Annotated in this window: 11 protein-coding genes; 6 read left to right on the top strand and 5 right to left on the bottom strand. The window is 56.0% G+C overall.

Annotated features, from left to right (window positions below):
- Positions 1-77 precede the first annotated feature (77 nt).
- The 3 genes from HUO07_RS12195 to HUO07_RS12205 form a co-directional block, all read right to left on the bottom strand.
- On the bottom strand, positions 78-1865 hold the full coding sequence (locus HUO07_RS12195) for an acyl-CoA dehydrogenase (protein WP_176303789.1): 1788 nt from the start codon (positions 1863-1865) through the stop codon (positions 78-80).
- A gap of 122 nt (positions 1866-1987) precedes the next feature.
- Positions 1988-3361: an MFS transporter gene (locus HUO07_RS12200; protein ID WP_176303790.1), complete on the bottom strand. Its 1374-nt coding sequence runs from the start codon at positions 3359-3361 to the stop codon at positions 1988-1990.
- A 169-nt stretch (positions 3362-3530) separates the two neighbouring features.
- Positions 3531-4175: a class I SAM-dependent methyltransferase gene (locus tag HUO07_RS12205; RefSeq protein ID WP_176303791.1), complete on the bottom strand. Its 645-nt coding sequence runs from the start codon at positions 4173-4175 to the stop codon at positions 3531-3533.
- A 40-nt stretch (positions 4176-4215) separates the two neighbouring features.
- On the opposite strand from HUO07_RS12205, the gene HUO07_RS12210 reads away from it, so the two are divergent.
- The 4 genes from HUO07_RS12210 (at position 4216) to HUO07_RS12225 (ending at position 6468) form a co-directional block, all read left to right on the top strand.
- The gene (locus HUO07_RS12210) at positions 4216-4599 is read left to right on the top strand and encodes a VOC family protein (RefSeq protein ID WP_008958233.1); all 384 of its coding nucleotides are present in this window, start codon (positions 4216-4218) and stop codon (positions 4597-4599) included.
- 160 nt (positions 4600-4759) lie between these two features.
- Complete coding sequence (locus tag HUO07_RS12215) at positions 4760-5149, top strand: DUF4870 family protein (protein WP_176303792.1); 390 nt, start codon at positions 4760-4762, stop codon at positions 5147-5149.
- 2 nt (positions 5150-5151) lie between these two features.
- Positions 5152-6087, top strand: a complete 936-nt coding sequence (locus HUO07_RS12220; RefSeq protein WP_176303793.1) for a lysophospholipid acyltransferase family protein — start codon at positions 5152-5154, stop codon at positions 6085-6087.
- Positions 6088-6117: 30 nt separating this feature from the next.
- Entirely contained in the window at positions 6118-6468 is a 351-nt protein-coding gene (locus tag HUO07_RS12225; RefSeq protein WP_176303794.1) for a DUF4870 family protein, read from the top strand.
- A 7-nt stretch (positions 6469-6475) separates the two neighbouring features.
- On the opposite strand, the gene HUO07_RS12230 is transcribed toward HUO07_RS12225, so the two are convergent.
- Both HUO07_RS12230 and HUO07_RS12235 read right to left on the bottom strand, forming a co-directional pair.
- Positions 6476-7885 carry a mannose-1-phosphate guanylyltransferase/mannose-6-phosphate isomerase gene (locus tag HUO07_RS12230; protein ID WP_176303795.1) on the bottom strand — a complete coding sequence of 470 codons (1410 nt, stop codon included), beginning with the start codon at positions 7883-7885 and terminating at the stop codon, positions 6476-6478.
- Positions 7882-9510 (bottom strand): alkaline phosphatase family protein, encoded by a 1629-nt coding sequence (locus HUO07_RS12235; RefSeq protein WP_176303796.1) that lies wholly within the window; start codon positions 9508-9510, stop codon positions 7882-7884. Before HUO07_RS12235 ends, HUO07_RS12230 begins: the two co-directional genes overlap by 4 nt.
- A gap of 226 nt (positions 9511-9736) precedes the next feature.
- Here HUO07_RS12235 and HUO07_RS12240 point away from each other — a divergent pair, with 226 nt between their 5' ends.
- The gene (locus HUO07_RS12240) at positions 9737-11314 is read left to right on the top strand and encodes an OpgD/OpgG family glucan biosynthesis protein (protein WP_176303797.1); all 1578 of its coding nucleotides are present in this window, start codon (positions 9737-9739) and stop codon (positions 11312-11314) included.
- The gene (locus HUO07_RS12245; protein WP_217908882.1) at positions 11304-12143 is read left to right on the top strand and encodes an FkbM family methyltransferase; all 840 of its coding nucleotides are present in this window, start codon (positions 11304-11306) and stop codon (positions 12141-12143) included. The genes HUO07_RS12240 and HUO07_RS12245 overlap by 11 nt, the downstream gene beginning before the upstream one ends.
- Positions 12144-12161 lie beyond the last annotated feature (18 nt).

Raw genomic sequence — 12161 nt, forward strand, 5'->3', positions numbered from 1 at the left:
GTTTTAAATAAATGTTTTGATTGCCTAGAAACGGCACCGCCGCCTCTAGGGCGGCGGTGCTGACTCGCGTATTAACGTCAATAAACCTCAAACTCGCTTAAGCACTGTGTTCCCGCCTCGATCACCGCGCGTTGAGCACGACCTACCGGTAGCCACTGAGTGATGGCAAATTCGGCACTACGCATTTTGGCAGTATAGAAGGGATCGTCGTTGCCGTTGTTAAGGGCGGCCTGGGCGCTCAGTGCTGCTTGGCCCATCTGCCACGCGCACAGTACATGCCCTGCCAAGTTAAGAAACGGCGTGGCGTATGCCTGCACTGCATCTGCCCCTTTTTCAGGGTCAGAGCCTTGTTCCAACACAATGGCCTGGGCGGTTTTTAAGTCTTCCAAACCTGCCGCCAAGCCACGGCCCAACGCTCTAAGTGCAGGGTCGGCGTTGAGTTTCTCCACGGTTGCAGCAACGTCGTAAAGGAGCGCGGTAAGCGCTTCGCCGTTGTCACGCTGGAGCTTACGGCCTGCCAAGTCGAGCGCCTGAATACCGTTGGAGCCTTCGTAAATCGGGGCAATGCGGGCATCGCGCAGCAGCTGGGCAGCACCGGTCTCCTCCACGTAGCCCATCCCGCCGTGTACCTGAATGCCCATGGAGGCAATATCCACTGCCTGATCGGTAGAAAAACTTTTGATCACCGGAATCAAAATATCGGCGCGGGCCTGGGCGGCATGGCGGGCTTCATTACTTTCAGCGTGGCGGGAGGTATCCAGTTCGGCGGCGCAATAAAGCGCCAATGCCCGCAGCGCATCGGTGCGCGCACGCATCGAAAGCAGCATACGGCGTACGTCCAAGTGATCGCTGATGCTGCATTCAGCGCCGCCACGGTTTTTGGGAGAGCGACCCTGACGACGCTCCAACGCATAGGCAAAGGCGTGCTGGCAGGCTCGCTCGGCCACACCAATGCCCTGAATGCCGACTTTGTGGCGCGCCTCGTTCATCATGGTGAACATGTGATTAAGACCACGACCCTCTTCACCGACCAAGTAACCAATGGCACCACCGTTTTCACCAAAACTGAGGGTGCATGTCGGCGAGCCGTGAATGCCCAGCTTATGCTCAATGGACGCGCAGGTGACATCATTGCGCTCTCCCAGTGAGCCATCTTCGTTAACCAGAAACTTGGGCACCAAAAACAGGGAGATGCCTTTATTGCCTTCCGGGGCATCGGGCTTACGGGCCAGCACCAAGTGGATAATATTCTCGGCGGCGTCGTGTTCGCCCCAGGTGATATAGATCTTCTGGCCGCTGATTCGGTAGTGGTCGTTTTCAGGGAGCGCACGGGTGCGCACTTGGGAGAGATCCGACCCGGCTTGGGATTCGGTGAGATTCATGGTGCCCGTCCAGGTGCCTTCCACCAGTTTGGGCAAGTAGGTCGCTTTGAGCGCATCGCTGCCGTGATGCGCCAGTGCTTCGATAGCGCCAGCGGTCAACATCGGGCAGAGCCCTAGCGCCATATTGGCACCGTGAAGCATCTCCTGCACTGCACTGGCAACCACTTCGGTCAGGTTCTGACCGCCTAGCTCTTCTGATACACCGATACCGTTCCAGCCCCCCTCGACATAAGCTTGATACGCCGCTGCGAAGCCTTCCGGGGTCGTTACACTGCCGTCGGCATGGCGTTTGGCCCCCTGCTGATCGCCAATCTTGTTAAGTGGCCCCCAGACATCACCGGCCAGTTTTGCGGCCTCTTCAAGTACCGCCTCGACCAAGTCTGGCGTGGCTTCTTCAAAGCCCGGTAGACTAAGCGAACGGTGCGCTAGTAGCTCTTCGAGCACAAAGCGAAAATCGCGTACCGGCGCGGCGTAAACATTCATAGCGAACCTCGGGCTGGAGTTAAACAATTGTTTGAAAGTCTGCCTACGATAGTAGTAACACTCTCCCGCCTACACCATTAGCCCAAGGTATCAGCCGCTACCGATAACGTCCCCTCTTGGTTTTATTTTCGCTCACTTACTTGCTCTACATCATCATAGTAGGTGATATGGCTCTCATCTTCTGCGGGCGGCCCGACTACCGGTTCGGCGGCATCGACATCCCAAACGGCTTCAGAAAGGTCTTCCAGGTGTTCATGCTCCAGTGCCCCCTGCATTAGCTCCTCGGTAACCACCAGTTCGGCACCGGCAGCGGTCATTGGCGTAGTCGGTGTAAACGGAGCCACGGGCACCGGTGCTGGGCGTACATGACGACGCCAGGAGAAGAACATCACAAAGAACAGGCTTAGCGAACCGAAGGCCCAGAACAGACCCGCGTCTCCCATTGCCGTCATCACCGGGGAAATCATCAGTGGGCTGATGGTAGCGCCAATCGAGTTGATCAACAGCAAGCCTTGACTCATCCGCACCAGAGCCCCAGCAGGCGCACGGTCGGCGGCGTGGCTTACGGCCACTGGATAAAGGGCAAAGACGCCACCGCCGAGCAGGAACAGCAGCACTGCCAATAGCGGTGTCGAAAGAGGTAACCAGAGTATCGCCGCGGAGATAAGCACACAGAATCCGCTGATGGCGATTAGTACCATTTGTCGGTCATGGCGATCCGACCAGCGGCCAATCGGGTATTGCAGCAACATGGCCCCCATGATGAGTACCGCCATCATCTGACCCACCTGGCTCACGCTCATACCATTACGCTGCAGGTAGAGTGGCAACAGCGTGTAGGCCGCGGCGACGACCATACCCGAGCCTAAACTACCCATCACGCCGGTGGGTGTCAGAGTAATCAAACGGTGTGGGGGAAGCGGCTCGGCGTGCTCGATAATCGGCGATACGCGGGGAATCATCGCCATGGGCAGCACAGAGAGCGAAGCCAATAGGCCAATCACCATAAAGGGCGCAGTAACACCCATGGCATTCGTCACGCCTAGCAGCAACTGACCCAGCACCCCTGCGGCGTACAGAGAAATCATATATAGCGCCAACAGGCGGCCACGGACTCTTTGATCGCCAGCCGTCAGTAGCCAGCTCTCGATGACCAGATACACCCCAACCGTGGCCCAGCCGCCGATCAAACGCAGCGCAAACCACGCCCAGGGGTCGAAAAACAAGCCTTGTAGTAATACCGTCACGGCCACTAACGAGGCAAAGCTGCCGTAAGCGCGAATATGGCCAATGCGCAGCAACAGGCGATCATTCACCATTGCGCCCAACGCCAAACCGATGAAATAAGCCGACGAGACAATACCGATCACCGTCGCCGATTCACCGGCGGCATCAAGGCGCACGGTAATTAAGGTGGCAAGAAAACCGTTGCCTATCCCGAGAATGAATAGCCCTAATAGGGGCGCCAGCGCCATGGCTAGCAGTTGCCGCGACATGAAAACCTCGTCTTGACTAAAAGTGGTGAAAAACAGGCGTGAAAAACGCGACTGAGCGATTTCACAACGACCGTTATCTCACCTGGCACATCGAGTCAGGCAGGGATAGCGGCGCGCAATTATTGCCCCCAAGGGTGCAAAGTCAATGCTTTTCTAAGGTTACAATTATTCACCTTAGCGATTTATGTAGAATAACCGTGTCTGGCCCAGGAAATTCCACTACTAAACTATTCTTTTGTGCCCACCAACGAAAGGTCTCTTCACTAAAAAAGCTGATATGGGTGGGGTCGCTAATATAGTGCCAGCGAGCAAAGGCGTCAGGGGTAGAAACGCGCTTGGTCATCAGCCCAAGATAACCACCGGGCGCGAGCTGTCCGGCCAGTTGTTCCAGCACTTTGCCAGGCTGCGACAAATGCTCCACCACTTCTGTGGCAGTGATAAAATCGAACGTCTGGGTAAGCACCGCGGTATCAGGGGCATAATAGAGGTCGTAAATCGCCATCTGAAAACCGTGCTCGGCGAACATGACGGATAGCGTCGGCCCCGGCCCGGAGCCAAAATCGAGCCCGCGAGCGTCAGCGGCAAGTTTGGCCAGCAGCGGGGTAAATAAACGCCCTAAAAAGCGTCGGTATCCCGTATCATGCGGCGAGTTTTGATGCTTGTCGTATTCGGCCTTTTCAGCGGCAGCGCTCAAATGCTGCTCTGGGGGGACAAATACCAGCTTGCACGTGGCACACTGGTAGTAGTCACGACGCCGATCCCGGTGGTAAAGCGCAGTGGTGGTTTCCGCGCAGAGTGGACAGCGGCGCATCATCGTATTCTCTGGCTTATCGTTATGTATTAAGGAAAGTGGCATGCTATCAGGTCTGGATCATCTTGTAGTTACCGTGACCGACATGGGTCGCGCCGTCGATTTTTACTCACGTGTTTTAGGCTTAGATGTACGCTACCGCGATGCTCAACGGGTGGATTTAATGCTCGGTGATACCGCGTTGCGCCTGCATCAAACCGACACCGACATTGCCCCCATCTCAGCAACCCCAACGCCCGGCAGCCTGGATTTATGTTTGCGTTGCCAACTGCCGCTGGATGAGTTTAAGCAACACTTAGACGCCTTGGCTATCGACGTAGAGTTGGGGCCCGTTGCTCGCCAAGGCGCCAATGGCCCCATTGAGTCGATCTACCTGCGCGACCCGGACGGCAATCTACTCGAGATTTGCCGACCTGCTGCGCGTTAGTGCCCAATTTTCGTTAGTGATAAGGCGAATAGCGCACGCTATCATAGTGCGCCGGGGCAACCTCTGCTGAGGGTGCTTTGCATTACTAAAGAAGTGCTTTGCATCTCTAACGCAGCAGTGCCCGCTCAGCACTTATAGCGATTTACTGAAAGGAAATGTTATGCAAGATAACGCCAATGAGGCGCCACAAGAAGGCAACGTTGTCAGCGAAGAGCGCCCTCAAAAGCCCGACACCACCATGGCAATGGTGAACTATGCGCTCTATCTGGCCAGTTTCTTCCTCGGTTTTACGTCGCTTATCGGTGTGATCATCGCCTACGTCTATAAAGGCAAAGGCCCTGCATGGCTAGACGAACACTACCGCTATCAGATCCGCACGTTCTGGATAGGGCTAGTCTACGGCATTGTCTTTTCGTTCTTGACGCTCATCTTGATCGGCTTCCCGTTGCTGCTGGCCCTCGCCGTCTGGCTGATTATCCGCTGCGTTAAAGGCTTCAAAGGGCTGCAAGAGAAACGCGCCCCTTCCAACGTAGATACCTGGTTGTTTTAGATATGAAGCAACAAACGGGTGATACCCAACGCCGTTTTTCAAAAGCCAGTGCGATTAGCTGGCTATGGCGCCAGCTATCACGCTGGTCGCTTAAGCGGCTATGGCGCATGGCATCAGTACTGGGCCCAGTGGTTTACCGTTTCAATAAGCGTGAGCGAGAGGTAACCGAGCGCAACCTGACGGTCGTTTATCCCAACCTCTCTAACGCTGAACGTCAAACCCTTGCCCGGCAGAGTTTACGGCACTCAACCGCTACCATGTTGGAATTAGGCCACGCCTGGATGGCGGAGCCAAATAGAGTAGAAACCAGCGTTTTAGCGGTACACGGCCGCGACAAACTCGATAGTGCGCGCAACGAAGGCCGCGGTGTCATTGTGCTCGCCCCGCACTTCGGCAACTGGGAAGTGCTTAACTTCTGGCTATCGAGCCATTTCCCGTTTACCGCCATGTACGAGCCCCCAAAAATTAGCGATCTTGATCCGGTGATTCGCCATGGCCGTGAACGCATGGGGGCGAGCCTAGTGCCCACCAACCCCCGCGGCGTTGCAGCACTGCTCAAAGCGCTTAAGCGCAGCGAGGCGATTGGCATACTGCCCGACCAGGAGCCGGATTGGGGCAGTGGCGTTTTCGCGCCTTTCTTTGGTCGCGATGCCTACACCGCCACGTTGCTACCCAAACTAGTAGCCCGCACCCAGGCACGTGTGATCACCGGGGTCGCGCTACGGGTACCCGGCAGCGGGTTTGAGATTTATTTTCTCGATGCCGATGAGCGTGTTTACAGCCCCGATGACCAAACGTCTGCCACCGGTGTGAATGCCAGCGTGGAAGCCGCAATAAGCTTGGAACCTGCGCAGTATCAGTGGGAGTACAAGCGCTACCGTAAAGTGGTCCAAGAGCAGCAAAGGCTAGCTAACTACCGCGACTATCGCCTTTATTAGTGCGTCGACTTTATTAACCAGAGCTTACTGATGACCCAAAACGTTTTATCTCGGGATGAGATACGCCCGCCGCAGATTATTTATGCGTTATTCCTGGCGGGTATTGTCACTGCCAATATCACTCTACTGATTGGCGTGGTGATCGCCTATGTCTACCGCAAAGACGCCGCACCGTGGCTACAACCGCACTACCGGTACCTGATTCGCACCTTCTGGATTGGCACGCTGTATGCCTGCATCGCCTTTTTACTCAGCATTGTCATGATTGGCACCCTGCTCTGGCCGATGCTCGCGGTGTGGTTGGGCGTTCGCTGCGTGCTCGGCTGGATCGATGTACGTAAGGGCCGCCCTCCCGCACGCCCGGCTAGCTGGCTTTGGTAAGCTACCCTCACTCGTTGTTGTGTCGAGCGTAAACGTCATCCAAGCGCTCGATATCGTCTTCACCGAGATAGCTTCCCGACTGCACTTCAATCAGCTCAAGAGGAATTTTACCGGTATTTTCCAGCCGATGGAGCGCGCCAATAGGGATATAGGTCGACTGATTTTCACTCACCAGAAAACTGCGCTCTTCAAGCGTTACATGCGCGGTTCCCCTCACTACTATCCAGTGCTCAGCGCGGTGATGATGGCGCTGCAGTGAAAGCCGGCCACCGGGCTTCACGGTAATGTGTTTGACCTGATAGCGCTCGCCACTGTCCATCGCCTGAAAGCTGCCCCAGGGTCGCTGTACCTGGGGCGCCGAACACGGCTCGCTGCGTCCTGCCTTTGAGAGCGAAGCCACCAGCTGTTTGACCTGCTGCGCCTGATCACGGCGGGCCACCAGCACGCTGTCCGATGTTTCCACCACAATCAGATTCTGCACACCCAGCGTAGCGACGAGACGGTGTTCGGCAAACACCAGCGAATCCTGCGTATCGGTCAGCCAGGCATCGCCTTTGCTAACGTTGCCCTCCGCGTCAGGTTCAACGGTTGCCCACAGCGCATCGAAACTGCCGATATCGCTCCACGCAGCCGCCAAGGGCACCACGGCGGCGTGTTCACAGTGCTCCATCACCGCGTAGTCGATGGAGTCTGCCGGACAGCGATTGAACGCCGCTTCACCCAAACGCAGGAAATCCAAGTCACGGTGTGCTGCGCTCACCGCCTCCTCGCAGGCTTCCAGCATTGTCGGCTGTAGCCGCTTTAATTGATCCAGATAGCTTGAGGCGCGCAGCAGAAACATCCCGCTGTTCCATAAGTAATCACCGCTTTCGACTAACGCTGCAGCACGCTGGGCATTGGGTTTTTCAATAAAGGCCGCAAGATGATGGCCGCCTTCCAGCGGCTCGCCGCAGGCAATATAGCCATAGCCGGTTTCAGGCTGGGTCGGCACCACCCCAAAGGTAACGAGATAACCCGCTTCGGCTAACGGCGCGGCGACTGAAACGCTGTGTTGGAACGCATGAACGTCGCCAATTGCATGATCTGCGGGAAGCACTAACAGCAGCGGGTCTTCTCCCGAGAGGCGGGCCAGCAGCGCCGCACAGGCAATCGCTGGCGCAGTATTACGGCCTTCAGGTTCGAGCACAATAGTGGCGGTTTGATTCATTTCGCGCAGCTGTTCGGCCATTAGAAAGCGGTGGCTATGGTGGCCCATCAACATCGGCGCTGCATCGGTTAACCCAGCTAAGCGGCTTAGGGTTTGCTGCAGTAAGCTTTGAGACGAGGTTAAGCGCAAAAACTGTTTGGGCATTTGCTCTCGGGAGAGCGGCCACAGCCGTGTGCCGCTGCCACCGCTTAAAATTACCGGTTGGATCATTGCTGCGTCCTTGTGGTCGTCCTTGTATCCGGACGAGTGTCTGCATCATCTGCTAACTCACCAAAATCATCCTGCAGCCAGTGGCGCAGTTGGCTCATCCTGGGCGCGTTACTTGCCTGCTCCAGCGCGGGTAGCGTGCCGGGAATAAAGCCACGCTCTATAAATGGCGCCAATAGCGCTGGATCGCCACTGATAATATGCACCGGTACCGCTGCGCTGGCATCGTCGCCGGTAATCAATGGCGCGGCCTGATGATCACCCAGCACTATCATCAAGGTATGGTCATCCACCACCCGTTCGGCCCAGCGTCCGACCACTTTTACAGCGTAGTCCACCGACCAGGCATAGTGGTCGCGAATACGTTCAATGTCCTGCCACAGTACTTCTGGCGGGTCGCCAGCGTTCTCCCAGGGCGCAAAAATGCTGCCATCCCCAATCAAAGACCACTCTTCAATCACCGGCAGAATAGGCGTCCAGGGGGCATGGCTAGAGATTAACGCCAGTTGGGCAAACACCGGCGACTCACCCAACAAGTGTCGCTGAGTGTAGTCGAGGGTGAACTGATCGGGCATGGTCACCCAGTTGAGCGCAGGCCCGGCGTAGTCGATATCTTTTGCCGCGGCAATTTGATCGAAGCTGTAGGTCTCCCCTTCTGGCCATGTCAGGGTAATAGCGGGCATTACTGCCAAGGTCCGCTGACCGGTAGCGCTGAAATCATCAATCAAGGTGGAGTGGTCGCTGTCTAGCATCAATTGATACCACAGCTGATTATCGATCCATCGCCCGCTGAGCGCCGTTGCGTGGGCAAGCCAGGATTGCCCGCCACGGATCGGCGATTCCAACAACCCAGAGACAACATGAAGCTCGCGCTCCTCTAGCCGCTGCTGCATATCGGCAAGGGTCGGAAGCAGAACTTCCGCATAACGAGGATTATCCAGCGCAGAGACGCCATAAGACTCAATAAAGGTGAGCAACACATTGTGGCCAGCGAGCCCAGGTAACCGCTGACTTTCCAGCGGCGCTGCCTCCAATTGCGCGGTAAAGGCCAAGCGCGCGGCGTGGGTATCGGTCATTTGCTGCCATTGAAACCGTGTGCTGTTGACCATCGGCAAACGGGCGCTATCCACTAGCCGCACACCGTTAAGTTCAAGTGCGGTACCAATGGTGGCAATGACTAATAGCGTCAACGCAGCGATACCGGGCAGCCGTTTAATCGAATAAGTAACGGGAGGAAGTAGTAGTCTCACTAAGCCTAGGGCGATACCAAGCAGCACGGCAGCCCCTGCCAGCATTGCGCAAACTGCCAAAAACTGACCTACATTACCTACTAATAAGTGATAAATGGAGCGCAGCAAAGGGACGTCAAGATAGAGGTTGAGTGGCCGGGCAAACGCCATGTGAGTAGCGGCAGTGCCTAAATTCACCGCTGTCGCCAACATGATCCAACTGGCAAACCCAACACCGGCGAAACGACGCGCCTGACCGACGGGAAGCAACAGCATAAGAGGCGCAATGATAAACGCCTCCCAAGCGATCAAATGGGCGCCGACCTCTCCAAACCGCCACCATAGCGGCGCAACGAGCAGGACATTCAGCAGTAGTGACGTTAATAATATTCGAATCATCGCATTCTCATTTGTACCTGCTTTAGCTTACAGTGTCTGAAGTACGACCTCTCCATGTTCGGTCTTTAAGAGTGTGTACCCAAGCGCAAGAGAAAAGAGCAAGGAATAGAACGCAATAATCCTGTACGTCCGCATGCAATCGTATAGTTATTGTGTAAAAATTTCACGTACTGCTTGGCTTATTGCCAAACGTTTTGCAGGCCTTCACTCGATAAGGATTTCGCCCATGCGTTTTAGCCGTGTTTGCAGGTGGCAGGTTGGTAATTGGCAAGCTGGTAAGTGGATAGCTAGTAAATGGATAATTGCACTCGGCTGTGCGGTGGCTTCAACCGCCTATGCCGACGACGACAAACATTTCAGCGCCGTCATTGAGCGCGCCCAACAGCTTGCTGAAGCGCCTTATCAAGCCCCTGAAGAGACGCTGCCTGAGGTATTACGTGAACTCAATTACGATACCTACCGGCAAATTCGCTTTGATCCTGATCACGCCTATTGGCGCAATGAGAGTCCCTTTAGCCTCCAGCTATTTCACAGCGGCTTTCTTTTTCAAACCCCGGTCGCACTCAATGTGATCGAAAATGACACAGCCTCCCCGCTCCCCTTTTCGGCGGAAGACTACTCCTATGATGGCAATGCCGAAAAGCTGAAAGAGCACGATTTATCGGGCAGTGACCACGCCGGGTTTCGTCTGCATTACCCCCTCAATAATGAAGAGTACGCCGACGAGTTTGCCGTTTTTCTCGGTGCTAGCTACTTCCGCATTGTGGGGCGCGACCAAGCATACGGGCTATCGACCCGCGGGCTAGCGATCGACACCGCTTCACCTGAGGGTGAAGAGTTTCCAGCGTTTCGCGAATTTTGGCTTTATAAACCCAGCGCAGACGCCAAACAGATTGAGCTATTAGCGTTAATGGACAGCCCCTCTGTCAGCGGTGCCTATCGATTTATTATTGAACCCGGTGAAAAAACGCAGGTAGAGGTGGAAGCGGAACTGTTTGCCCGCGAAGACATTGCCAAGCTGGGGGTTGCGCCGCTCACCAGTATGTTCACTTACGGCGAGGCAAGCCGCGAGCGGCCTGATGATTTCCGCCCCCAGGTACACGACTCCGACGGTCTGCTGATGCATACCGGCAACGACGAGTGGATCTGGCGCCCACTTACCAACCCAGAGCAGCTACGCACCTCGACTTTTGCTGATAGCTCCCCCCAAGGGTTTGGCCTGATGCAGCGGGAGCGTGACTTTAACCGCTACCTGGATATCGAAGCCCAATACCACCGCCGCCCCAGTCAGTGGGTGGTACCGTTAGATGCGTGGGGGCCGGGGCACGTGGAACTGGTCGAAATTCCGACACCCGATGAAACTCACGACAATATCGTTGCTTACTGGGTCGCGGATGATGCGTTAAATGCTGGCGAATCCCGTCGTCTCCATTACCTGACGCACACGCTTAACACGCAGCCGGAAGAGCACCACCTTGGCCGTGTGATCCGCACCCGCCATGGCAGTGCCGGCGTGCCGGGGCAAGAGGACTCGGCGGCGCCAGGGGAGCGTCAGTTCATTGTCGATTTCCAGGGCGGTGCGCTTGAGGATATCGCCGCCGACCAACCTGTCGAGCTGGATATCAGTACCCATCAGGGCGAGGTAAAATTGCCCCAGGTAACCGCACTCCCCATTGGTGGCTGGCGAGCCAGCTTTCGGCTGTCCGCAAGCGACCAACCCAGCGATGTTCGCCTGCGACTCATGTTGAACGACGAACCCGTTAGTGAAACATGGAATTACGTCTGGTACCCCGATGCCGGATAAAGAGGTTCAGGGAACACGCCTAATGCGGCGCATGGCGCTGCAACGGCTGCGGAGCGCGGGCGGGCTCGCCCGCTCGCTATTCATTTATTGGCGCCCGGGGCGTCAGCGGGGGCTCCAGCGCCTTTACCAGCCGTTTATTCAGCCTGGTGCTGTCGCGTTCGATATTGGCGCTCACTTAGGTGACCGCAGCGCGGCTTTTCATGCACTAGGCGCAAAAGTGATTGCTCTGGAGCCCCAGCCCGATCTCGTAAAGTGGTTTAAGCGATTGGTTAGGCCGAAAAGCATCACGCTGCTCCCCATGGCGGCTGGCCCAACAGAGGGTTTTGCCGACATCGCTATTAGCCCCGGCAACCCGACGCTTTCCACCCTGGCCACCGAATGGCGCGAACAGATTGGCGAGCGAAATTCGGGCTTTAGCCAAGTGCGCTGGGAACAGCGCTTGCGGGTACCGGTCACCACGCTGGATACGTTAATTGAAGAGTATGGTGAGCCCAGCTTTATCAAGATTGACGTTGAAGGCTTTGAAGCAGAAGTGCTGGCGGGGCTAAGCAGCCCGGTGGCGGCGCTTTCGGTGGAGTTTGTGGCGGGTGCATTAGCAGTTAACCACGCCTGTGTTAACCATTTAAGTCGTCTTGGCGAGTATCGCTATAACGTGGTCGCTGGAGAGCAGCGCCATTTCCGTTGGGCCGAGTGGCAAACGCCGCAAGCGATGACCGAATGGCTAAGCGCTGGCGCTGATGAGCTAGCTTCTGGCGATCTCTACGCCTGCCGCTCGGATCATCAGTTGCTTCAGAACAATGTTCACAACACTATCCACAACAATGTTTAAACCCTAAAGGCTTTTCAT

This window comes from Vreelandella maris, from assembly GCF_013371085.1.
Taxonomy (GTDB): domain Bacteria; phylum Pseudomonadota; class Gammaproteobacteria; order Pseudomonadales; family Halomonadaceae; genus Vreelandella; species Vreelandella maris.